Source organism: Streptococcus uberis, from assembly GCF_900475595.1.
GTDB classification, from domain to species: domain Bacteria; phylum Bacillota; class Bacilli; order Lactobacillales; family Streptococcaceae; genus Streptococcus; species Streptococcus uberis.
This window is the reverse complement of sequence record NZ_LS483397.1, coordinates 238,109-260,962: the sequence shown is the minus strand read 5'-3', so window position 1 is coordinate 260,962 and position 22,854 is coordinate 238,109. Positions and strand designations below refer to the sequence as shown.

Below are 22,854 nucleotides of genomic sequence, written 5' to 3'. Positions count from 1 at the left end.
AATGGAGAAAATTAGTTTTATCACCATTCACTCAATACACAGCAAAACTATGCAATGATAATGAGACCTTTTACTGTGGTCATATCATCACCCCCTTTCAAATTTTTATTTATGACACTCAACAATCATGTAAGGAGAGTTTATACTATAGTTTTCATAATCATAATTTCCATAAACTTTCCCGATATCTAAACCAGCTTCATTAAGTAGATATTTTATTTCATTTAGAGTGTATAAACGTAAATCTATAGAATATTTATTGTCATTGCCTTCGATAATTCTGACTTGATTAATCTTTAAGATTCCTTTTTCTGAATTAAATTGTCTATCTTCAAGTAAATAGCCACTAATTTTATTTCCAAACCATATCCGAGGAGTTAAATTTTGCATCAAATAATCTCTATTTGTTAGATGCAAAATAAAAGTTCCTTTTTCAGAAATTATATTCCTGTTTATGTTTTTAAATATTTCAATAGTTTTACTATCTGAAAGATACCCTATTGAACTTTCCATACTGTAAACTAAATCATATTTAACATCAGGATTAAAATTTTGAACATCTGACAAATATACTTTTCCAAGTCTAACATTTTTTCTAGCAACTTTTACTGCTTCTAAGTTGAAATCAACTCCGTCAACTGGAAAATTATCCTCATTTAATTTTTTGATATGTCGACCAGTACCACAACATAAATCTAAAACTTTAAAATTATTACTTTTATCAATCAGATATTGGTTTTTTAAAAAATTAATTTGAAATTCTAATTCAATATCCAATAGTTCAGAATATACTTTCGAATAAGTAAAATCAAAAAAATCATTTACTGTATTTTTGTAATCTTGTTCATAGTTTTTTTCTTTTATTTGTTCTAATTTCAAATTTTATACCTCTTCTTTTTTAACTATGTTATCAAAAAAACAAGAAAATCCGGATAATATTCATAAATGAATATTATCCGGATTTTAAATTCAGATTTGGTTAGTATGGTAAGAAGTTATTCTAAAAATATGAAACTCTCGATGCCTATAATATCAGTTAGAGACATGGTCACCGCATTTCATAGACTAAAAATTTGGTAGTAAAATAAAACAAAATTGAGCATTAAAGGGATTATTGTATTTTACATGATGTCTTATCTCTTTATGCTGAAAGTCTTTTCCTTTAATCATTTTATCTTGCGTTCACAAGTAGCTTTTTCGTGTTCTTATTTTCATTTGTTTATGGTCCACCAGGTGTAGGGTATCAACTGGATAGTGATGGCATCGGCCTTTGTGGGGTAGTGCTCTTTGACTAGGTGTCTCATTTCATTGGGATGTAGGCTTGTTTGGCCAATCCAAGCTTTTTGGGAACTTTGAAAGGTCCAATTGGTCATTGCTTTGATTTCCGGGAAATCATCTATTTGTATTGTGGGATCAGTCACTTTGATCAGTGTTCTATAGGGTTTCTCTGATTTTTTTAGATTTTTAAGGCGAAACAGTTGGTAACAAAAGCCAATGATTAATAATAAGACTGCTATTTCACCAACTACTATTGTTGTTTTTTCGCTTGCGATTAAAAAACTTGTTAACATATTGTCACCTGCTTCTTTTTAGACAGATGCTAGAGGGCCAGCATTTTGTAATGGGGTTATGGCCACTTGATTGGCTTGTAAATGGTATTCTACCATTAAGAGTTCCTTTAAGGTCTTATCATTTCTTTTAGAAAGAACGGTATAGACATTATTGCCCTTGCTATGTGAAATGATTTGAAGGAGTGCCATGACTCGTGAATTCTCGGTTAACTCAATCTCTTTGTCTGTATTCACAAAATGGATGGTATAGTTGTAACCACGTGTTTTTGTCGCTTTAGCCATTCCTTTAAATAAAGACGAAAAGATAAACCAGACAACTAATAGAAAAACGATAAATGCAAGAATTTGTCCCAAGTTTTCCATAGGAATCACACTTTCTAATCATTAATAATCTTATAAATTGAACTCATTATAATCCTGTTTGAAAGTACTGTCAACAGTTTCATACGCTTATAATGAAAATCTTATAACCCTACTAGATATAGTCTTTTTTCTTTATCTTACAACGACATATAGACCTTTTAGGGGAAAGGGCTAGAGAATTAGCCTTATGGATGTCTGATAAACATCATGACTTGGTCTATGGTGGGGGAAAAGTTGGCTTAATGGGTGTTGTCGCTGACTCTATCATTGAGAATGGAGGTACGGCTATTGGCGTTATGCCGACTTTTTTAAAGGACAGGGAGATTGCTCATGATTATCTGACAGAACTTATTGTGGTGGATGACATGCCTAAACGAAAAGCTAAAATGATGGCTTTGGGGCAAGCTTTTATTGCTTTGCCTGGAGGACCCGGAACCTTGGAAGAAATTTCAGAGGTCATTTCCTGGTCTCGTATTGGTCAAAATGACAAGCCATGTATCCTTTTTAATATCAATGGTTATTTTAATGCTTTAAGGGATCAGTTTGATCATATGGTGCTTGAAGGATTCCTAAGTCAATCAGACAGAGATAGCATCCTTTTTTCGGATGATCTCACAGAAATAGAAACTTTTATAAAAAGCTATAAAGGACCAAGCATTAGAAATTATCGATAATTCAAGGCAGCTAAGGATCTTCTCCTTAGCTTTTTTCATTTTAATTGCATTATTCTATTATTATTACGTTATTTTTTGAGTTTAATTTTTTGTCTTTTTGACATTATTAAGTTATAATTAAAAAATAACAAAAAAAGAAAGTGAGACCTTCTAGTGTTCAAATATTATCAACCAGACTATATCAATCGCGTTAAAGCAGAATTGGGCTATGATTCAGATAGTCTCAATATCCATGTCCGCAATAATGCTGCTTCTTTTGGTAGAATCATGCTACTCGGTCATTTGGCCGCACTAACTTCTAAATTTTACAATCTATCTCTTGAAAAAGATGGTCTCTTATTCATTCAGCGTAGCACTTACAGTAACAAACTCTTGAAAGATAAATCCTTCTTTATTTCACATGATGCGATTCAAGAAGTCATTCTAAAAAAAGGGCCTATTTCTTATAAAATGACTATTATCGATACTGAAAATAAGAAAACTCATTTTTTAATCAATAAGGTATTGCTTGGAGCACCTTGGCAAAAAGAAAGCCTTGCTAAACTGATTGAAATCTATGGTTAAGAATGATTTACCTAAAATAAGAGAAGAAAATAGGCTTCTAACAATCATACTATTGACCTATTTAGTCTCAGTTACCAGTATTTATCTTGTTGGCTATCCTAAACTAAGTAGCTTTTTACTATTTGTTAATGTCATCGTTATCATTTATTACTTAGTAACATCTCAAGGGAAACATACTGTTAAATTGATAATTTCTCTTATTCTCGCACTTTTGCTCTTCTTTTTACATGTTTTCTTCTTAATTGCACAACTGATGTCAATCCATTAAAAGCTTATGAATAACTGTATTGTTTGCTAACCTCATTCAGTGACTTCTTAATTGTCATGCTGGGGGTTAATGAGCAGTACATTTTTTATTTTGCTTGAACAACATTAATTGATAGAAAATAGGCTTGACCTTTATTTTTAATTTTGTTATCATTTATTTACTTAACTGGTTAAGTAAATAAATGAATCTTAAGGAGATTACATGAAATCTTATTTGAAACGTCGTTACGGTCTAATCACAACTTCTGTTCTTGCCACAACTGTATTAGCTACTGGTTGGCAAAGCACTTCTGTTTTGGCTGAAAATCCCACAACATCCCCAACAACCACTGTCACTAGTAATGGTTTTAACTTTAATGCAACTCTTCTAGATCACAATGGCAAAACAGTTTCCGGGAAAACGGTTAGTCTCTATGATATTACTGATGGTAACAGAACTTTGGTGCAGAGTGCCGTCTCTGACCAAAATGGTATCGCATCATTTTCTCAGTTGCCACTCAACCGAAATCTATCCGTTTTTGTAGATAATGTCGCTCAAGGCTACACAACACGTACTAGTGAAAGTGGACAAGTACGCTCCTCTGCCTTTTATATTGATGGACAGGGAACAAACACACCAAAATACAGTGATAAGACAATCACTATTAGTGTCCTAAATGAGGAAGCTGAGCCACTTGCCAATCAAAAAGTAACCTTAACTAATCCCCTAAAAGAGGTTGTTGGCGAAGCAATGACTGATGCAGATGGTCATGTTGTTTTCAAGGATAAACTTTTAGATGGTGTCTTTTACAACTATGCTGTCAACGGAAAAGCAATTGATTCTGCTCAGCCAGATTCAAAAAGAAGTGTCTTTTTAGAGTCCAATCAACTAGCTAAAGAAGGATTTACTTTCACAGCAACTATTTTAGGAAAAAACGGCAAAACTGTCGCTGGTAAAACCGTAAGTCTTTATGACATTACTGATGGTAACAGAACTTTGGTGCAGAGTGCCGTCTCTGATCAAAATGGTATCGCATCATTTTCTCAGTTACCACTCAACCGAAATCTATCCGTGTTTATTGATGATGTGGCTCAAGGCTACACCACTCGTACCAGTGAAAATGGACAAGTGCGTTCATCTGCCTTCTATGTCGATGGACAGGGAACAAACACACCAAAATACAGTGACAAAACCATTACGATTAGCGTTCTTAATGAGGAAGGTGAACCTCTAGCTAACCAAAAAGTTACCTTGAGCAACCCCCTAAAAGAAGTTATTGGTGAAGCAAATACAGATGCAAATGGGAAAGTCATCTTCACAGACAAGCTATTAGATGGTGTCTTTTACACCTATGCTGTAAATGGTCAAACAATTGATGCTACTCAACCAGATACAAGCCGTAATGTCTTTTTAAGAGCTGATCAAATCCTGAAGGAAAGCCCTAAAAATACAGCAAGCGAGGCTGCTACTAATTTGGAAAAAACCTCTGAAAGCAAAGAAGGAAACATGCCTCAGCAAAACCAATCAGAAGCAAAAGAAAAAGCTCCTGAAAAACAAGTCGATGCTAATGGTGCCAACAAAAAAGCGCCAGGTCATGGAGAAGTCAAAAAAGGCCTACCAATGGCTGGAGAAAGAGGAAGTCGCTTGTTCACCTTTATTGGACTTTCACTTATTTTAGGAATAGCCGGTTACTTATTGAAACATAAAAAAGTCAAATCCTAATCCTTAAGGACTGAAATCCTAAAATGCTAAAAAAGGTTTAAAAGAATCATCTTTTAAACCTTTTTTTATATTCAATAAACAATAACATAATACTTAGAAGTAGCACCTATTTTATGCTATCATATAGGGTAGTTAAAAGGAGATAAGGAGATTAGGTATGGTGAAAAAACAGGTGGCTATTATTGGGATGGGAGTCAGTGGGTTAGCAGTCTTGTTAGCTCTATCGCAATTGCCAGATAAGTTTTTAGAGAAGATAGACATTACTTGTTTTGACGAGCCAAAACATTTTGGAAGAGGAATTCCCTTCCAAGAGGATAGTTCAACAGCTTGGATTAATTCGCCCATCGATGCCATATCCTATGACTATCATGACATGAATGACTTTCAAAACTGGATGGAACAAAAAGGTCTAGACACTGATCAAAGCTATGTTCCCCGTTCCCTCTATGGACGCTACATGACCGAAAGAGCTCATGACTTGCTTCAAAAACTTAAGGCAAGTGTCATTCACGAAAAGGTCACACAACTAAACTACGAACCCGACAGCCAAAAATGGAATATTGGCACAAGTCAAAGGACCATCCCCACACGATTTGATGAAGTCCACTTAACTTGTGGTGAACTCCCTGTCCTCGACCCCTACCATCTCCAAGGCAACCCTAATTATATTGCTGACCCCTATCCCCTCAAAAACTTACCCAAACAGCCTGGCAAAAAGGACCGGATTGCCATCATCGGAACTGGTCTCGCTGCTATTGATACCCTAAAGTGGCTTTTGAAGAATAGCCAAGCAGACTTGCTTGCTTTTTCGCCTTCCATGACATTTCCAACTGTAAGGATTCTTAAAACGGAAACCATTGATTGGCAATCTTTGACTGATACAAACAAGCAAAAACTCTTCGAAGAAAACAGCTTTAATTTCAAAAGTCTCGAAAACCTCTTTTTATCCGAATTACAAGCTCTAGGTTTCCAAAATTGGGAAGAGACCTGTCGTCAATTCTTGGCAGAAGGTATTCCAGGTATTAGCTTATCACTAGCTTTCCCAGCACAGCTCTTTCTTTTGCAACAATTGGCTTCTCACCTGGTTGATTGGTTGACAGATTTTTGGCCTAAAATGACCCTGTCTAATCGCCAATATTATAAGGAAAACTATGGGAAAGCTATTATTAATCTACGTAATCCTATGCCTGAAGAGGCTGGTCGACTCTTGATTGAAGCCACTGCTCAAGGACGCTTACAAATCATTGAAGCTGTCACTGACATTGAGGCGGGTAACTACGGTTTTGTCCTTAAGCGAGAAGTTGGAAAGGAGCTTAGTGTCGCAACAGTCATCAATGCAACGGGTTACCATTTGAAAGAGTCCAATGTCCATCAAGCAACGACCTTGATTCAACAAGTGATTAGAGATGGTTTGGTTCAAATCGATCCCGAAGGTGGGCTTAGCATTTTGCCCCAGACCGGCCAAGTGATTTCCCCAAAATATGGGATTTTAGCGACTCTCTATGCCCATGGATCCCTGGTCAATGGTGTGATTTACCAAAACAACTCTACCATTAAGATTCAACAAATGGCTGAAAGAGCTATCGGAAACGTAATTAAAAAACCAACTATTTAGCTAGTCATCACATCAAAAAAGCCCCTTTGGGGCTTTTTTGGTCATATTGAGGTCATATTTCTCCTTTATAATGGTGTCACTAACGATTAAGGAGGATAGAAAATGAAGGTTTCTTGGAGTGAAATCCGTTATCAGCCCAAAAAGTTTTTACTTATTGAATTGCTGATTGTATTGATGATGTTTATGGTGATTTTTTTGTCAGGGTTAACGAATGGTTTGGGAAGAGCTGTTTCTGCTCAGATTGATCATTATGGTTCGGTTACCTATTTGCTTTCCGAGGATGCTGAAGGGATTATTCCCTTTTCCAGTATTGAAAATAATGACAAGTCACTTTTCAAAGAGGATCAACTTGGCGAACTTGTGATTCAACGCTCTGCTATTATCCCAAAAGAGAAAAAAGAAACTCTCGATTTAACCTATTTTGCGACAAATCATCAGAGCTTTTTACAAGCTAAAAAGGAGGATGGCACTGCCTTTTATCCAGGGAAAAATGAGGTAATTTTGGATGATTCCTTTCAGGCTAAGGGAATTGCCTTAGGAGATCAAGTCACTGATAAAGCTTCTCAAGTTACTTTGACGGTGAGGGGTTTTGCTAAGGAAGCTTTTTATGGCCATAGTGCCCTTGCTTTTATAAGTGCTGATACCTATACTGCCATGCGTCAGAAGAAAGACCCCCATTATAGCTGGCAGGCTCAAGCCTTGGTTACCAAACAAAACCTTTCGCAAATAAAACTTCCAAATCATCTCAAGGCTTATCAGAAACAAGCTATCATTCAAAAAATTCCGGGTTATATGGCTGAACATTTGACATTAACCCTGATTACTTGGGTGCTTTTAATAGCTTCTTCTGCTATTTTAGGGGTTTTCTTCTATATTTTAACCTTGCAAAAACTCAAACAATTTGGGGTCCTAAAAGCTATTGGCATGTCCATGACACAAATCAGTGTGATCCAATTAAGCCAAATTGGCTTCCTCGCCCTTTTTGGGGTTATTTCTGGACTGTCACTTGCCATCTTGCTAGCTCAAGTTCTTCCAAGCAGCATGCCTTTTTACATGACCCTTGAGAGTAGTCTTCTTGTTTCTATCAGCTTTGTCATGATAGCCACTGCTTGTGGTGCCCTATCTCTACTTAAGATTCGAAAAGTAGACCCTCTCGATGTTATCGGTGTAAATGGAGAATAATATGCCAATACTAACCTTAAATCACATCTCAAAATCCTTCCAAGATGGAAATCAAAGGCGACAAATTCTGAAAGACGTCTCCTTAAAAGTGAACCCCAAAGAGTTTGTAGCCATCTTGGGACCTTCAGGTTCAGGAAAATCTACCCTACTATCAATCGCTGGACTCTTATTATCTGCAGATAATGGAAACATTATCATTGGAGAACAAGACTTGACCCAACTCAAACAAGCCCAATGGACCCAAAAACGAAAAGAGTTGCTCGGTTTTATCTTTCAAGACCATCAATTGCTGTCTTATATGACTATCGGAGAACAATTAGACTTAGTCGCCAAGATGAAAGGGTCCCAAGACAAGGCAGAAAATCAAGAGAGCATTAAGACCTTGCTTGCTGAATTAGGTATTGAAGACTCTTATCAACAATACCCTAAACAGATGTCCGGTGGCCAAAAACAACGCGCTGCCATAGCACGCGCCTTCATCGGAAATCCGCAGTTGATACTCGCAGATGAACCGACTGCCAGCTTGGATCCCAAACGAGGACAAGAAATTGCCCGACTGATCCAAAAAGAAGTCAAAGAAAAAGAAAAAGCAGCCTTAATGGTGACCCATGACCGTTCCATTTTGGAATATGTTGATACGATTTATAGCCTAAGCGACGGTCAATTAATCAAACATTCTTAAGCCCTATGTTATAATGATGTGAAAGGAGAGGCCTATGTTTACCATACTGGTTGCTGAAGATGACTTTGCTATTAATAAAATGATTACTACCAAATTGGAACAAGAGCATTATACTGTCCACTCTGTTACGAATGGTCAAGAAGCCCTTTCAGTCATGGAAAACCATCAGATTGATCTCATCATTACAGACATTATGATGCCCATTGTGGATGGCTACTCCTTGCTCAAAACGCTGAGAGAAACACTTTACAAAACACCTGTTCTCATGATTACAGCAAAATCTCAATTAGAATCCTTAGAAACTGCTTTTAAGTTGGGGGTTGATGATTATTTGGTCAAACCTATTCGACTCCCTGAACTTTCTTTACGCGTGCAAGCCTTATTAAGAAGGTCTCAGTTAGAAAGTGATCGTCAATTAAGCTTCAAAGGATCCCGTCTTGATTTTGATGCCCAGACATTAACCTATTTAGACTCAAATGAACGGCTACAATTACCTCAAAAAGAATTTTTACTCCTCTATAAATTAATGAGTCATCCCGAGAAAATTTTTACGCGCCTAGACTTATTGGATGATATTTGGGGAATGGAAGAAGATCGAGACGAACGCTTGGTCGACGCTTGTGTTAAACGGCTCCGCCAAAAAATCCAAAATAATCCTGACTTTGACGTCCTAACGGTTCGGGGGTTAGGCTATAAAGGGAGTCTCCGAAATGACTGACAAAAAAGATTATCAAATTTCCTTAAGACGCTACTTTGTAATACTCTATCTGATTATTTTTTTGATAACCAGTTTATTCGGCATGGCGACCATTGTTTTTCTGAAAGAATGCCTCCATGTGACAGGCAGTTTTACCTTGTGGCTCTTGATTTATAGCATCGTCATTCTCATACTTGGTGCCTTAGTCATGTGGTTCGGTTCTACCCATTTAACAAAGCCCCTATCGGACCTCAACCAATCGGTAAAAGCTATCTCTCAGGGAGATTTAAGCCGTAAGATTGTGCGCAAATCATATCCCAAGGATCGCGCCACTTATCATAATGAAATCGATGAACTGTCGCAAAATATCAATCAAATGGCTGAAGACATCAAAAATGCTGACCGCCACCGTTCTCAGTTCATAGCAAATCTCTCCCACGAATTGAAGACGCCTATTTCGTCATTGGTTGGTATCAGTGACTTATTGCTGACAGATTCTTTGGAAAAGGATACCCGAACGGAATTAACGACTATCTTACAATCGGAAAGTCTACGCCTAAGCCGCTTATGTGATGACATTTTAAACCTAACAAAGCTAGAAAATCACCTTTCCCCACAGTTAGAATCAGTAGCCCTAGACGAGCAAATCAGACAAGCTCTGATTATGTTGACTGAAAAATGGAAAAACAAAACCATCCACTTGGAGTTCGACAGTGAAGCAGTGATGTGTCAAACTGATCCAGATTTGACCATGCAAGTCTGGGTTAATGTCATTGACAATGCCATTAAATACTCTTCTGACCAGGTCTTTCTAAACGTTGATGTGAAGCAAGCAACTGATAAAGTTCTTGTCACTATTTCTGATAAAGGAATAGGAATTGCCAAAGAAAATCAAAGACATATCTTTGAACAATTTTATCAAGCAGATCAGTCCCACGCACAAGAAGGCAATGGCTTGGGGCTCGCCATTGTCAAAAAAATCATTGATAGCTTAAATGGTAGCATTCATTTTGAAAGCACCCCAGGCCAAGGAAGTCGCTTTTACATCACTTTACCCACAAATCAATAAAGCCATCAAAAAAGAACAAAGGAATTATCCTTCGTTCTTTTTCTTGCTTCTTACCTTTTGAGTAAGGGTTTAAAGCTTTTCTCGTAAGATTTTGTATAGCGTTGGAAGTGAGTTGGGTTAGGGAGGTATCTTTTTTCAATGCTTTGACTGATAAAACCTTGACCAAGCACTTCTTTGGATAACAGAAATGCGGCACGACAACCTACCTCTTTTTCTTCTGATTGAACCACCACTTTTCCAGTGACATCAGCAAGGAGCTCAATAAACAATTGCGTTTGAAAGAGTCCACCGCTGACATAAAGGGTATCTACTGGGAAGTGCTCCTCAATAGTCTCCAAAATCATTCTGATATTATAAAAAAGTCCTTCCATACAAGCACACGCAAAGTGGGCTTTCTGATGGGTAAAGGTAAGGTTATGGAAAGAACCTCTGATTTCCGAATCCCAAATTGGTGCCCTCTCACCTCCTAAGTAAGGGAGAAAACAAAGTCCTTCTGCACCTATTTCTACGCTTTTTATGTCTTGGAAAATCCTTTCCATTGGCTGGCTTTCGTAAAAAGTTTTGTGAAGCCACTCTAAGATGTTTCCTCCTGAATTACTTGGTCCCCCAATAACCCAAAGGCCTTTTTTGACGGCATAGGTAAAGAGGCTTCCATTTTCTTCAACCTGTAAATCCTTAGACATAAAACGGACGGCTGATGAGGTGCCTACTGTGATAACAGCTGCATGTTCCGGCATTTTACCAATTCCCAAATTTGCCATAGGGCCATCACCTGCCCCAAAGATAAAGCGAGTCTTATCTGTTATTCCATTAAGGCCATGTAGTACCTGTGGAATGCCTTCAATATAATCTATGGAATCCTTAATTTCTGGTAATAATTGGTTTGACAGACCAAGATAGTCTAAAATGCCTTGATCCCAATCAGATAATTCAAGATTAACCAGACCAGTTCCCGTCGCACTTGAAATATCAGTTAGATTAACACCAAAAAATTGATAAAACACGTAATCCTTTATCCCCATTAAATGAGCGGTTTTAGCTATTAACTGTGGTTCTTCAACTTTGAAATACTTCATTTTAGCTAGCCAACTCATTGGGTGTATTGGCGTCCCAGAAGTGCCCATAAATTTCTGCCCCACTTCTGAGTCCTTAATAGCCTCCGCATAGGATTGCGCCCTAGTATCAGCCCAAGTTATAGATGGCGTCAACAGAGACCAATTGTCATCTAAAAGAATCAATGAATGCATTTGACAACTGAAAGCCACCGCATCAAGACAATCTTCAGGAGTCAAACGAGCAGTGACTTCCTGAATAAGTTCTACAATTCCCTGATAAATTGCATTGGGATCTTGTTCTGCCTGCCCATCTGTTCCACGTAACAATTGATTAGATCTGCTATGACTAGAAATGGCTTGTCCATCACTTTTATAAAGAATACCTTTAGTAGCTGTCGTTCCAATATCTATGCCTAAAATATAATTCATCATTTTGTTCTTTCTAGGTTAATTTTCGGTTTGCAATGACCTTTTGATACCAATAGTAAGAATCTTTTTTATATCGTGCAAAGCTTCCGTTTCCAGCATCATCCTTATCAACATAAATGACACCGTATCGTTTTTTCATTTCACCAGTTGAAGCTGAAACCAAGTCTAAAATGCCCCAAGAGATATATCCAATTAAAGGAATATTGTCATCAAGTGCATTTGCAACTTCTTTTAAATGCTCATTCATATATGAAATGCGATAAGGATCATGAATGGCATTATCTTCCTCTAAAACATCTTGTGCTCCAAAACCATTTTCAACAATAAATAATGGTTTTTTATATTTTTCATAGAGGTTGTTAATGGTAATTCGGAGACCTTTAGGATCAATAGCCCATCCCCAATCACTCTGTTTGAGGTAAGGATTTTTGACTGATTTAACCACATTCCCACTATTCATTTCAACCTTACTGGTATCACCTATCGATGTTCTTGAAGAATAATAACTGAAAGCCACAAAATCAACAGTCGATTTCAATATCTCGGCTTCTTCAGGAGTCACTTCCAAACTGATATTTTTTTCTTTCAGAATATTTTTAAAGTAGAATGGGTATCGACCATTTACCTGAACATCAACAAAGAAAGTGTTTAATCTGTCATCCATCATGGCTTGCCATACATCATCTGGGGCACAAGAGTAAGGGTAGAAACTGCCTCCGGCAATCATACAACCGATTTGACCATTAGAACAAAGTGTCTTGAAGGATTTCACCGCTAATGAACTGGCTAAAAGCATGTGGTGGGCAGCTTGAAAGAGAACTTGATCTCTGTTTTCATTTTCTTGAATAGCCAAACCTGCTCCAGAAAATGGACTGTGGATGACGATATTGATTTCATTAAAGGTAATCCAATAATCCACATAGTCACCAAATTCTTTAAAGCATGTTTCTGCAAATCTGACATAAAAGTCAATAACTTTCTTATTTCTCCATGAACCATAGCCTCGAACCAACCCCATTGGAATGTCAAAATGAGCAAGAGTCACTAATAATTTCATATGGTGATTACGACAGGATTCAAATAGCTGTTTATAAAAGGCTATGCCTTCTGGATTAGGTTGACTCTCATCCCCATTTGGATAAAGCCTACTCCAAGAAATCGATGTTCGGAAAATATCCAAACCAAGTTCTTCAAGTAGATCAAAGTCTTGATCATATTTATGGTAGAAGTCAATACCGGTGTGACTAGGATAGTAATGCTGATCATCGAGGATTGGATTTGGTTGATAACCTAATTTAACTGTCATGCGGTCATTACCATGAGGAATATAGTCAATGTTACTTTCTCCTCGGCCACCTTCTTTCCATGCTCCTTCTGCTTGATTGGCAGCTATGGCACCACCGAAGAGAAAATCTTTAGGAAATGTATCATTTTCTTTCATAGGTCCACCTACTATTTGCGTGTGACATCATGACCACCAAAGCCATTTCTTAAAGCTGCAAGAACTTTCCCTGTCACGGTATCATCTTGTAAGGAACGATTACGCATCATTAATGAAAGGGCAATAACTGGAGCTGGTACTTCTAAATCTAAACTCTCTTCAACTGTCCATTTACCTTCACCAGATGCTTGAACGCGTCCTTGAATCTTATCCAAATGAGGGTCTTTCGCAAATTCTTGCTCAGCTAACTCCATTAACCAACTTCTAATAACAGATCCATGGTTCCAAAGTTTAGCCACTTTTTCAAAATCGTAATCATATGGACTTGCATCTAAAATTTCAAAACCTTCGGCGATGGCTTGCATCATACCATACTCAATCCCATTATGAATCATTTTCAAATAGTGACCACTACCAACTTTACCTGTAAAGAGGTAGCCATCTTCTTGAGCAAGTGCTGCAATAATCGGTTCAACAAGTGGCCAAGCTTCTTCATCTCCACCAATCATAAAGTTGGCACCATTTCGAGCACCTGACATGCCACCTGATGTGCCGACGTCAAAATAGTTAATGCCAGCTGCTTTAGCAACTTCAGCCTGTTTTAAATTGTCCTTGTAATTTGAATTACCGCCATCAATAATGATGTCTTTATGGGACAGATGGTTGATTAAATAATCAATCATGGTATTTGTGATATCACCTGAAGGCAACATCACCCAAACAATTCGTGGACTTGGCAATTTACTGATAAGCTCGTCAACACTTGTTGCTGGCGTAATTTTTTCAGAGTATTGCGCAGCTGTAGCGACAGCTTCTTGGTTGATATCATAGACAACCATTTCTTGTCCATGATCAACGCCATTAAAGGATAAATTTAATCCCATTTTTCCTAATCCGATAATTCCAAACATCATTCACCTTTTTCTATTTCAAAAACAAATTGCGCTCAACAGGATGTGCGCAATTTGATTACTATATAACATGTCATTTTTTGTAATGACTGGATAACAGTCTATCAAAATGGTTTCATCCGATCATTTGATATCAAATGAGTGATTTTCAATTAAGGATTTGAACCAAAATGCTGATTTTTTCATGCGTCTTTCTCTGTTATGTTCTAAATCAATAGATACCAAACCATAGCGGTTCTTAAAGGCATTCATTGGAGAAACACAATCAGTGAATGCCCACAACATATAACCTTCACATTTTGATCCTTCTTCAATTCCCTTTAAGAGATAATAAAGATGCTTTGCAATAAAATCAATGCGGTAGTCATCGTTAATGATCCCCGAGTCATCTATATATCGAGATTCATTTTCCTGTCCCATCCCGTTTTCAGCAATAAACCACGGAATTTCAGGATAATATTCCATCATATATAAGGAAAGATCATACATGATTTTAGGATACATTTCCCAACCTCTGGACTGATTCATTTGTCGACCTGGGAGTTGAAAGTCTTCGACATATTTCTCCGGATGAAATGGTTCACCTTTTCGCCATTCAAAGCGTTGCGACTTGACCCTTTTGGGATAATATTGATTTAAACCTACAAAATCAAGGGTATTTTCTGAAATCAGTGCTAGTTCTTCTTGACTTGGGTTAAAATAAATATCATTTTCTTTGCAAAGCTGCAAGAATTCATCTGAGTAGGATCCTTTAATCATTGGATCCAAGAAGACCCTGTTGTAAAACAAGTCATAGAGGCGAGCAGCTTCTAAATCTTCCGTTGAGGATGATCTGGGATAAACCATTTCTGGATTGATAATACATCCAACACGGCCAGCAAAACCTTTCTCATGGAAAAGCTTAACAACTTTTGCAGTTGCTAATGTTTTATGATAATTCCATAACATCCATTTTTTCGAGTTACGTTCATGTGGCCAACGAATGGCATCCAAATAACACCTTGTTTGCGTCACAATTGGCTCGTTAAAGGTCACCCACTGATGGACTCTGTCACCATATCGCTCAAATAATATGTCTGCATAGTTTACAAATAATTCAACAACTGTTTTACTTGACCAACCATCATATTTTTCCATGAGGGCATATGGCAACTCATAATGTTCCATACAAATAATAGGTTGAACATTATAAGCTAATAATCCATCAATGACCTTATCAATATGCATTGCATAATCTTCATCCACAACGAGTTCTTCATAGTCTAGAAAGAATCGAGACCAATTAATGGACGTACGGTAGTGTGTAATCCCAATTTCAGACATTAATGCAATATCATCTTGATATTTCTCCATAAAATTTGTCGCAATGTTGGGACCCTGACCAGCATGCCAAACAAAGGGTTCTTCCTGATACCATTTGTCTAGAAATGAATCCTGGCCAGGCTTTTTACCGACCCAGCCTTCTGTTTGCCAAGCTGATGCGGCAGCCCCAAGAATAAAATTTTCTGGAATCCTTATTTTCATTTTTAATCCTATTGTTGTGCTAATTGTTCTCTATTTGCAATTTTTACAAATGGTAGATAAATAAGAATTGAAACGAGAATACATACTGCTTGAGTTGCTACAGCTCCCCAGTTTCCTGCGGTTGCAAGGTAACCATTGATTAATGGTGGTGTTGGCCAAGGAACCATAACAACAGCTTTAGCTGCAAATCCCATTGCTGTTGCGAAATAACCAATGGTACCAGTAACTAATGGTGTGATGATAAATGGAATTGCTAGGATTGGATTAAGCATGATAGGCATACCAAAGATAACTGGCTCATTAATATTGAAAATACTTGGACCAATTGAAAGTTTGGTAATTTCTTTCATGTCATCACGTTTACCAACTAAGAAGATTGATACTAATAAACCAATTGTGACACCTGATCCCCCCATACTCATGTACATATCCCAGAAAGGCATAGTAATGATGTTTGGAAGTTCTTTACCTGCTTGGAAGGCTTCTGTGTTGACAGCAATTGCAGCTAATAACAATGGTTCGCGGATTGGTTTTACCATTTGATTTCCATGAATACCAATAACCCAGAAAACTTGAGCGACAAAGACAAGTAATAAAATTCCAGGTAGACCTTGAACGACACCTTCTAGAGGTTTTTGAACGATATTATAGATGATGTCATAAGCGTATAAACCAGTGATTGATTTGACAATAAATCCACCAGTAGCAATGGTTGCAACAGTTATGACAGTTGGGAATAATGCTGAAAAACTTTTGGCAACACTCGGCGGTACTGTATCAGGCATTTTGATTTGGAGTTTATCTTGACGAGCTAACCAGCAGTATAATTCAATGGAAAGAACAGCAACAATCATTCCCAAGAAAAGACCTTTTGTATCAGTATATTGTTTTGCCAAGGCATTTGAAACCATGACAGATTTTTGTGTTTCTGTGATAAATTCAAAAACGGTTGGGTTAACAGATAAGTAACTCATTACAGCTACGATACCTGCAAAAACAGTATTTTGGTTGTTTAGTTTTGAAAGCTCAATACCCATTAAGAAAACAACATAGATGGTTAAAAAGCTCAAAGTTACATAACTGATTGCTGATGAGATTGGTTGCAAGTCTGCCAAGAATCGCAAAGCTTCAAATCTTGCTAAACCTGTTTCAGCATTAAATACCATTGCAGAGAACAATGTCCCGAAAGCCCCGGTAATGATTACTGGAATCAAAGCAGCAAAGGCATTTTTAATAACAATGATATATCTTAAAGAATTGACCCAGTTGGCAAAGCCGCCAAGAACAGTGGTCATTTTGTCTAAAAATTTATTTCCCATTTTCGTCTCCTGAAAAAATTATAAGTGTTTGTAAATGTCAATAACTTCCCTTGCTAAATCAAGAAAGGTAATAGCAGTCATTAAGTGGTCTTGACTATGAACCAGTAATAAGGAGAATGGCGTTACCTCGCCATTAGCCTCTTTTGTCAGTAATTGTGTCTGAGCCTTATGAGCTTCCGCAATTTCCTGATCGGCTTCCTTCATTTTCAAAGCACATTCTTCTGCCTTACCTTCTTTAATTAAGCTAATAGCTTCCATGGCGGAGGATTTTGCATTCCCAGCATGGATGATTAAATTCATTGAGGTTTCTAAATCTTTTTGTTCCATCTAGTCACCTTTTATTTAGACATCAACTCTTGAGCCTGTTTCACAACATTAGCACCGTTCATACTTCCATAATTTACAGGTGAAATTAAATCAATTGGAATATTGTATTCCGCAAGTGCTTTTTTAAATTGACCTTCCATAAAGCGTACCTGTGGACCGAGGAGAATAACGTTAACTTTATTTTCCACAGCATAATCTAAAGCTTCGGAAGATGCGACAGCATTAACCTCATAATCGAGACCCGATGCATTGATATAATCTTTCATCTTGGTCACTAGTAAACTCGTGCTCATTCCAGCTGAACATACTAATAAAATTTTTTCTTGACTCATAATAATAGTCCTTTCAAATGTTTTTACATGTTAATCATAAGTTATCTGTATTGAAACTACCATTATTTTTTTTACCGTTGCATAACGGTAAAAAGAGCACAAAAAAACAACACCTTTACATTCATCTTCTGAAAACCTTATTCAGTCAATAAAGAAAGGGTGTTGGTTTCGGTTCTATTTTAATTGTTGTAATAGATTTTCAAAGGTAGGGGTCTCAATTAACGCTTTGACAGCCTCCTCGTTGAACATAATATTACTAGTAGTCTTGTAAAATTCTTCTAAAGAATCAGCTTTCTCTTTTCCAATGGACATTAAAAAAATGACTTGAATCTCTTTTGTTTCCCAAAAAATCGGCTCTTCTAAAATGGCAACACAAACGAATGATTTTTCCGTTAGAACTTTATAAGGATGGGGTAGGGCGATATCGCCAAAGGCGGTTTGACCTAAGCTTTCCCTTTGAAGAACTGCCTCATAAAATCTATCAGGTGTTATTCCATAACGGGAAATATGTTGACACATTTGTTTTAAGGCATCCTCTTTTGTACTTGCTTTTAAATGTGGAAGAAAGAGATTAGTGGAATAATAATCTAAAAGGTAGTTCTTCTCCCCTTCTTCAAAGAACTGTTTATAAGTCAAAATATCATTTGTATCAATAAAGAGATTAATTTCATAAATCGGTATAGGGTATTTTTTACTTAAGGGAACTGTTGTAAAAATATAATCAATGTGATTACCTTTGAAATCAAAGAAATCTAAATCTGAAACGGATGATTCATAAACCTTATTAATATAATCTCCAAAAGCTTGAAGATACTTATATTTAAATAGTTGGGAACTACTTGTTCCTGAAATACATACCAATAGGATGTTTTTCTTCGCAATGTCTCGATTTCTTTTTTCAGTTGCTAATGCAAAAATAAGAGCAATATAAGCCATTTCCCCCTGAGAAATATCTTTTTGATAAAACTCATTTAGAACTGTCACTGCTGTGCTGGCAATGGTATAAGGAAAAGGGTATTCCTTTTGTATTTGTTCTGATAATGGATTTTCTAACATGATATTGTAGCGCAGTCGAATATCCATTGGCACTAAATGCTGACTTAGGGCCATACGCAGTTCTAAATTATTTCTAAAATCAAGATTTAAAAGCTTATAAACCCTGTCTAACATCTCAAATGTAAGCTGATCAATTTGTGAACTGATAATAAAATTAGGACCAAATTTACTTAGGGAATTCGATGCTAATTTTGATGTAAACTGCAAAGCCAAATAATCTCTTTCATATTGATTAAAATAAACTTTTGTTTCTTTAAAAATGAAATTGATATAATCACTAATAATTTTCTGACTAGCTTGGCTAATTTCCTGACGGTCAGTTTTAATCTGTTCAATGGGAAAATGATGTTTAATTCGAGAAATTGAGATCATAATATAGTTGATTAAGGCTTCCATGGCAACTTCAGACATGTAAACCTGATATTTTTGGTTACCAACTATGATGTAATCCATTAATTTTCTAATCAAATCCCTATCATCAAGTGGATATAAGTTATTGGTTTGAATACAGGTTCTTTTATTAGCTTCACTTCCAATAATTTTGATACCGTAATGTGGCTTACGGTCAATGGATAAATCATAAAGTTTTAGCAAGGTCTCAATTTTTTTTAAATGGTTGGTGAGTACACTTCTGGAGATATATAACTGAGCTGAGATATCATCAATGGTTTGATAATCCTCCATATCCAATAGAAATCTAAAGAGTTCATCTTGGACATCACCATCCGATCGATTCTTACTTGACCGATTTACAGACTCCAAAAACTGTTTTTGATCAGTCACTACAAGACTATAGCCCAAGCCTCTCTTGGATGTAATAGTGGCTCCAAATGTTACTAATTGATGATTGAGTTCTTTGATACGCGTTCTAGCCGTTTTTTCACTGATTCCCAATTTCTCAGAAAGCTTAACAGAAGAGCAATAAGAATCTTCCGATAATAATTCTAATATTTCAAAATATTTTTCTTCCATAGCACTCTTTCTTATCATTTGTATAACATGCTTGATCAATTTAGGGGTTAAATTATTAAACTTTCTATAATTATAACCATGTTTTTCCATTTAAGCAATAAAGCGTTTGCAAATTTAAAGAGAAAAATCTTTGACTCTCTTGGAAATTCTTTCACATTTCCAAAATCTTCAACTTTCAAGAAAAAACCAATTGCCACAACTTTGCCTCAATTTCTGCAAGAAAAAAAGGGGAGATTTTGTTATATTTAGGTAGACAGTATTTTACAAATGAGAGTCTTGTCTCATTTGTTGCTATAGGAGAATATATGACGCAACTTATTTATTTAGCCGATGATGAAAAGAATATTCGAGACTTATTAATTCCCTTTTTAGAACATGATGGTTTTAAGGTTAAAGCCTTTGAGAATGGGGATTTACTTTATCAAGAATACCTCATAAACCAACCCGATTTGATTATTTTAGACATTATGATGCCTGGAAGTGACGGCTTAACCATTATGAAAAAAATCCGGCAAAGGGGAGATCAACTTCCAATTATTATGCTAACCGCACGGGATTCCGATGCTGATTTTATTACAGCTTTTCAAGCAGGTAGTGATGACTACTTTACCAAACCCTTTTCTCCTATCAAATTAGTCTTGCATGTTAAAGCCCTCCTCAAAAGAACAGTTTCCACTCCCCTTGAGCAAAGCACACTGTTCCAATATAAAGGCCTTTCATTAAATCTTGACAGACGGCTCTGCCTTTTAGATGATAAAGAACTAGCTCTCACAAAAACGGAGTTTGATTTGTTATCGGTATTGATTCAAAAGCCCGAAACAGCCTTTCCACGGGACGAATTATTAAATCGCATTTGGGGCTTTGAAGATATTGAAAGTCGAGCTGTTGACGATACCATCAAACGACTCCGAAAAAAACTGAAGGCTCACCACAGTCCTGTCATCATTGAAACCGTTTGGGGATATGGTTTTAAATTGAGTGTAGAAGAGTTATGAAACGTAAACATTTAATTAATCAACTTTTTATTATCAATAGTCTGACCCTTTTTCTAGGCTTCTGCTTAATTTTTTTCTCTGTTAATCAAGTGGCTCGCCGTTATGTTCAACAAATGACAGCAAATGCTATACAGGGTAACTTTACCATTATTGATAGTATTTATGAGCACAAACCCATTCCCGACAACCAAGTTGCTAAAAAGGATAGTATCTATGTTTGGGCCAACTATGCTATCTATGATAAAGATTATCAGTTAAAATACACTAATTCAGATCAGAAAAAAATTAGCAATGCAATTGTATCCTACCTTAATAGGCATCATCTCTGGTCTCAAGCTAGTCCCCGAAACGGGTTATTTGTCCCCTGGAAGGGCAAGACCTACTATGTGATGGTTAAAGATTATCATGGAAAACTAGAAGACGATTTCATTTTTAAAGCCAAAAATGGGAATTCACAACCCTTTCATGTCATTAATTTTTCGGATATAACCAATACTCAGAAATTAATCGATCAAATCAATCTATTCCTTTTTCTAATACTCATTATTATCTTTTTTTGCATGTTCCTTATCATGCAAAGAACCTTTAAAGGAATTCAAAAATCCATTCATAGTGTTCAGGATTATATTTCTCATTTATGGCGAGAGAATAATCAAAAATCAACAAAAAAAGAGAGGATTATTTTTTCTGATTTTGACCCCTTATTGCAAGAAAGCAAGGAAATGGCTGAGCGCATCCGACAAGCCGAAAAAAGCCAATTAACCTTCTTCCAAAACGCATCACATGAATTACGAACTCCCCTTATGTCTATTCAAGGTTATACAGAAGGATTACAAGCAGGCATCCTTGATGAGTCATCAGCCTATCAGATCATCTTGGAAGAAAGCCAAAAAATGAAAACCTTGGTCGATGACATCATGCTCCTATCTCGCTTAGATAGTAAAAAGCAAGCCCACAAGCAAGCTGTTTCCCTTTATGATGTCCTACAAGAATCAGTCTCTTATATTAAACCCGTCATCATGCAAAAAGATTTACAACTAATTCAAGATTATGATGACTTCCAATTGATGATTACTGGAAATAGCGATTTATTAGAAAAAGCTATCTCAAATATCCTAAGCAATGCCCTACGTTATGCTGAAAACTATATCATCATTAGGGCTTGTGACCATCACATCATCATAGCAAATGATGGACCGCCAATTGCTGAAAAAGATCTTCCTTACATTTTTGATCGCTTCTATAAAGGCGAAAAAGGGCAAACCGGAATAGGACTATCACTGGTTAAAGAGATTGTTCAACAACATCAGGGTAAAGTAAAAGTTACCAGTCACCCCGAGGAAACGCAGTTCATCATTTCTTTTTAATGCCACAAAATTGCCACACGATTTCCGCAAAATTGCGAGGAATTAAATGTCCACTTGTCTTATACTAAAGCTATCCTAATAAAAGAAAGGTGGTCACCTTTATGGCAAACTACAAAAAAATAACATCTTTATCACTTTTGACCCTTTTATCACTTGCTACCTTTTCAGCAACTCAATATTCTAAAGTCTATGCACAAGATCCTGAGTCATCCTCATCAGTCAATATTAAAACCATTGATGGTCAGTTAGCTATTGCTGACAAAGAGGCAGAGCCATTATACAAAGAAATGGATAGTATTCAAATGAATATAGAAAAAATTAAGGCAAGCCGCTTTAAACCTGCTGAAATAGCTATTACAACAGAAATTCAACAACTGGAAAATCTTAATGAAACTCTATTAGAAAAGTTTTATCAGAAAATTGGCAATCGTATCTGGAATACTAAAGAAGAAGCACTCAATTTAATTAGTGAGACAACTCTCTCACCTTCTGAAAAAGAGCTATTAAAGGACTACTTTAATAAAGATGAGGTATTGCAAAAAAAATTAAAAGAAAATGACTTACTCCTTGATCAAGAGACAGCTCAATACAACGCAAAACTGGCTATCCTAACTCAGCAAGCTGATAAAATTTATGAAAAACACGGGATTACCAAAGATATCTTGGCAGCTTACTATATGCAAACAGGAATGGAAGCAGATTAATCCAAAACTTAACTTCTTTTTCTCATGACAAAAGCA

23 protein-coding genes are annotated in these 22,854 nt (G+C 36.5%); 12 read left to right on the top strand and 11 right to left on the bottom strand.

Translation table 11 applies throughout. From position 1 onward, the window contains the following. Positions 1-105: 105 nt before the first annotated feature. The 3 genes from DQM95_RS01540 to DQM95_RS01530 all read right to left on the bottom strand — a co-directional run bounded on the left by DQM95_RS01540 (position 106) and on the right by DQM95_RS01530 (position 1,934). Positions 106-879: a class I SAM-dependent methyltransferase gene (locus DQM95_RS01540; RefSeq protein ID WP_037592835.1), complete on the bottom strand. Its 774-nt coding sequence runs from the start codon at positions 877-879 to the stop codon at positions 106-108. Positions 880-1,211: 332 nt separating this feature from the next. Beyond that, positions 1,212-1,571, bottom strand: coding sequence for a hypothetical protein (locus tag DQM95_RS01535; RefSeq protein WP_037592837.1), 360 nt, complete (start codon positions 1,569-1,571; stop codon positions 1,212-1,214). Between the two features lie 18 nt (positions 1,572-1,589). Then, positions 1,590-1,934: a hypothetical protein gene (locus DQM95_RS01530; RefSeq protein ID WP_195847618.1), complete on the bottom strand. Its 345-nt coding sequence runs from the start codon at positions 1,932-1,934 to the stop codon at positions 1,590-1,592. A gap of 134 nt (positions 1,935-2,068) precedes the next feature. Between DQM95_RS01530 and DQM95_RS01525 the strand changes: the two genes are divergently transcribed. From DQM95_RS01525 to DQM95_RS01485, 9 genes are all read left to right on the top strand, one after another. Further along, positions 2,069-2,608 (top strand): LOG family protein, encoded by a 540-nt coding sequence (locus tag DQM95_RS01525; protein ID WP_037592838.1) that lies wholly within the window; start codon positions 2,069-2,071, stop codon positions 2,606-2,608. A 153-nt stretch (positions 2,609-2,761) separates the two neighbouring features. Next, the gene (locus tag DQM95_RS01520; protein ID WP_037592839.1) at positions 2,762-3,172 is read left to right on the top strand and encodes a hypothetical protein; all 411 of its coding nucleotides are present in this window, start codon (positions 2,762-2,764) and stop codon (positions 3,170-3,172) included. Further along, complete coding sequence (locus tag DQM95_RS01515; RefSeq protein WP_037592840.1) at positions 3,165-3,440, top strand: hypothetical protein; 276 nt, start codon at positions 3,165-3,167, stop codon at positions 3,438-3,440. Before DQM95_RS01520 ends, DQM95_RS01515 begins: the two co-directional genes overlap by 8 nt. 201 nt (positions 3,441-3,641) lie before the next feature. Beyond that, on the top strand, positions 3,642-5,141 hold the full coding sequence (locus tag DQM95_RS01510) for an MSCRAMM family protein (protein WP_037592841.1): 1,500 nt from the start codon (positions 3,642-3,644) through the stop codon (positions 5,139-5,141). A 157-nt stretch (positions 5,142-5,298) separates the two neighbouring features. Beyond that, positions 5,299-6,756, top strand: a complete 1,458-nt coding sequence (locus DQM95_RS01505) for an FAD/NAD(P)-binding protein (protein ID WP_154590283.1) — start codon at positions 5,299-5,301, stop codon at positions 6,754-6,756. Positions 6,757-6,858: 102 nt separating this feature from the next. Beyond that, positions 6,859-7,938: an ABC transporter permease gene (locus DQM95_RS01500; protein ID WP_111685911.1), complete on the top strand. Its 1,080-nt coding sequence runs from the start codon at positions 6,859-6,861 to the stop codon at positions 7,936-7,938. A gap of 1 nt (position 7,939) precedes the next feature. Then, complete coding sequence (locus DQM95_RS01495; RefSeq protein ID WP_111685910.1) at positions 7,940-8,620, top strand: ABC transporter ATP-binding protein; 681 nt, start codon at positions 7,940-7,942, stop codon at positions 8,618-8,620. A gap of 34 nt (positions 8,621-8,654) precedes the next feature. Continuing rightward, a complete protein-coding gene (locus DQM95_RS01490) occupies positions 8,655-9,338 on the top strand; it encodes a response regulator transcription factor (protein WP_037592842.1) in 684 nt (227 codons plus the stop codon). Then, complete coding sequence (locus DQM95_RS01485; protein WP_037592844.1) at positions 9,331-10,386, top strand: HAMP domain-containing sensor histidine kinase; 1,056 nt, start codon at positions 9,331-9,333, stop codon at positions 10,384-10,386. Before DQM95_RS01490 ends, DQM95_RS01485 begins: the two co-directional genes overlap by 8 nt. A 50-nt stretch (positions 10,387-10,436) precedes the next feature. On the opposite strand, the gene DQM95_RS01480 is transcribed toward DQM95_RS01485, so the two are convergent. The 8 genes from DQM95_RS01480 to DQM95_RS01445 form a co-directional block, all read right to left on the bottom strand. Beyond that, positions 10,437-11,873, bottom strand: a complete 1,437-nt coding sequence (locus DQM95_RS01480; protein ID WP_111685909.1) for a gluconokinase — start codon at positions 11,871-11,873, stop codon at positions 10,437-10,439. A 10-nt stretch (positions 11,874-11,883) separates the two neighbouring features. Continuing rightward, positions 11,884-13,311, bottom strand: a complete 1,428-nt coding sequence (ascB, locus tag DQM95_RS01475; RefSeq protein WP_037592845.1) for a 6-phospho-beta-glucosidase — start codon at positions 13,309-13,311, stop codon at positions 11,884-11,886. 11 nt (positions 13,312-13,322) lie between these two features. Next, positions 13,323-14,225, bottom strand: coding sequence for a phosphogluconate dehydrogenase (NAD(+)-dependent, decarboxylating) (gnd, locus tag DQM95_RS01470; protein WP_012657750.1), 903 nt, complete (start codon positions 14,223-14,225; stop codon positions 13,323-13,325). A 120-nt stretch (positions 14,226-14,345) separates the two neighbouring features. Continuing rightward, positions 14,346-15,746 carry a glycoside hydrolase family 1 protein gene (locus DQM95_RS01465; RefSeq protein WP_111685908.1) on the bottom strand — a complete coding sequence of 467 codons (1,401 nt, stop codon included), beginning with the start codon at positions 15,744-15,746 and terminating at the stop codon, positions 14,346-14,348. Positions 15,747-15,754: 8 nt separating this feature from the next. Then, entirely contained in the window at positions 15,755-17,065 is a 1,311-nt protein-coding gene (locus tag DQM95_RS01460; protein ID WP_037592847.1) for a PTS sugar transporter subunit IIC, read from the bottom strand. 18 nt (positions 17,066-17,083) lie between these two features. After that, complete coding sequence (locus DQM95_RS01455; RefSeq protein ID WP_012657747.1) at positions 17,084-17,392, bottom strand: PTS lactose/cellobiose transporter subunit IIA; 309 nt, start codon at positions 17,390-17,392, stop codon at positions 17,084-17,086. A gap of 11 nt (positions 17,393-17,403) precedes the next feature. Further along, the gene (locus DQM95_RS01450) at positions 17,404-17,724 is read right to left on the bottom strand and encodes a PTS sugar transporter subunit IIB (RefSeq protein WP_012657746.1); all 321 of its coding nucleotides are present in this window, start codon (positions 17,722-17,724) and stop codon (positions 17,404-17,406) included. Between the two features lie 174 nt (positions 17,725-17,898). Beyond that, positions 17,899-19,752, bottom strand: a complete 1,854-nt coding sequence (locus DQM95_RS01445; RefSeq protein WP_037592848.1) for a BglG family transcription antiterminator — start codon at positions 19,750-19,752, stop codon at positions 17,899-17,901. 305 nt (positions 19,753-20,057) lie between these two features. On the opposite strand from DQM95_RS01445, the gene DQM95_RS01440 reads away from it, so the two are divergent. The 3 genes from DQM95_RS01440 (at position 20,058) to DQM95_RS01430 (ending at position 22,818) form a co-directional block, all read left to right on the top strand. Further along, on the top strand, positions 20,058-20,747 hold the full coding sequence (locus DQM95_RS01440; protein ID WP_037592849.1) for a response regulator transcription factor: 690 nt from the start codon (positions 20,058-20,060) through the stop codon (positions 20,745-20,747). Then, a complete protein-coding gene (locus tag DQM95_RS01435; RefSeq protein ID WP_037592850.1) occupies positions 20,744-22,114 on the top strand; it encodes a sensor histidine kinase in 1,371 nt (456 codons plus the stop codon). Before DQM95_RS01440 ends, DQM95_RS01435 begins: the two co-directional genes overlap by 4 nt. A gap of 101 nt (positions 22,115-22,215) precedes the next feature. Continuing rightward, on the top strand, positions 22,216-22,818 hold the full coding sequence (locus DQM95_RS01430) for a hypothetical protein (protein WP_037592851.1): 603 nt from the start codon (positions 22,216-22,218) through the stop codon (positions 22,816-22,818). The last annotated feature ends 36 nt before the right edge of the window (positions 22,819-22,854 follow it).

Bases quoted from the DNA above. Each gene is read 5' to 3' on its own strand.
- DQM95_RS01440 (WP_037592849.1), top strand. From the start codon at position 20,058: ATGACGCAACTTATTTATTTAGCCGATGATGAAAAGAATATTCGAGAC.
- DQM95_RS01510 (WP_037592841.1), top strand. From the start codon at position 3,642: ATGAAATCTTATTTGAAACGTCGTTACGGTCTAATCACAACTTCTGTT.
- DQM95_RS01490 (WP_037592842.1), top strand. From the start codon at position 8,655: ATGTTTACCATACTGGTTGCTGAAGATGACTTTGCTATTAATAAAATG.
- DQM95_RS01435 (WP_037592850.1), top strand. From the start codon at position 20,744: ATGAAACGTAAACATTTAATTAATCAACTTTTTATTATCAATAGTCTG.
- DQM95_RS01480 (WP_111685909.1), bottom strand. From the start codon at position 11,873: ATGATGAATTATATTTTAGGCATAGATATTGGAACGACAGCTACTAAA.
- DQM95_RS01450 (WP_012657746.1), bottom strand. From the start codon at position 17,724: ATGAGTCAAGAAAAAATTTTATTAGTATGTTCAGCTGGAATGAGCACG.
- DQM95_RS01445 (WP_037592848.1), bottom strand. From the start codon at position 19,752: ATGGAAGAAAAATATTTTGAAATATTAGAATTATTATCGGAAGATTCT.
- DQM95_RS01515 (WP_037592840.1), top strand. From the start codon at position 3,165: ATGGTTAAGAATGATTTACCTAAAATAAGAGAAGAAAATAGGCTTCTA.
- DQM95_RS01500 (WP_111685911.1), top strand. From the start codon at position 6,859: ATGAAGGTTTCTTGGAGTGAAATCCGTTATCAGCCCAAAAAGTTTTTA.
- DQM95_RS01465 (WP_111685908.1), bottom strand. From the start codon at position 15,746: ATGAAAATAAGGATTCCAGAAAATTTTATTCTTGGGGCTGCCGCATCA.
- DQM95_RS01460 (WP_037592847.1), bottom strand. From the start codon at position 17,065: ATGGGAAATAAATTTTTAGACAAAATGACCACTGTTCTTGGCGGCTTT.
- DQM95_RS01485 (WP_037592844.1), top strand. From the start codon at position 9,331: ATGACTGACAAAAAAGATTATCAAATTTCCTTAAGACGCTACTTTGTA.
- DQM95_RS01535 (WP_037592837.1), bottom strand. From the start codon at position 1,571: ATGTTAACAAGTTTTTTAATCGCAAGCGAAAAAACAACAATAGTAGTT.
- DQM95_RS01430 (WP_037592851.1), top strand. From the start codon at position 22,216: ATGGCAAACTACAAAAAAATAACATCTTTATCACTTTTGACCCTTTTA.
- ascB (WP_037592845.1), bottom strand. From the start codon at position 13,311: ATGAAAGAAAATGATACATTTCCTAAAGATTTTCTCTTCGGTGGTGCC.
- DQM95_RS01505 (WP_154590283.1), top strand. From the start codon at position 5,299: ATGGTGAAAAAACAGGTGGCTATTATTGGGATGGGAGTCAGTGGGTTA.
- DQM95_RS01455 (WP_012657747.1), bottom strand. From the start codon at position 17,392: ATGGAACAAAAAGATTTAGAAACCTCAATGAATTTAATCATCCATGCT.
- DQM95_RS01495 (WP_111685910.1), top strand. From the start codon at position 7,940: ATGCCAATACTAACCTTAAATCACATCTCAAAATCCTTCCAAGATGGA.
- DQM95_RS01530 (WP_195847618.1), bottom strand. From the start codon at position 1,934: ATGGAAAACTTGGGACAAATTCTTGCATTTATCGTTTTTCTATTAGTT.
- gnd (WP_012657750.1), bottom strand. From the start codon at position 14,225: ATGATGTTTGGAATTATCGGATTAGGAAAAATGGGATTAAATTTATCC.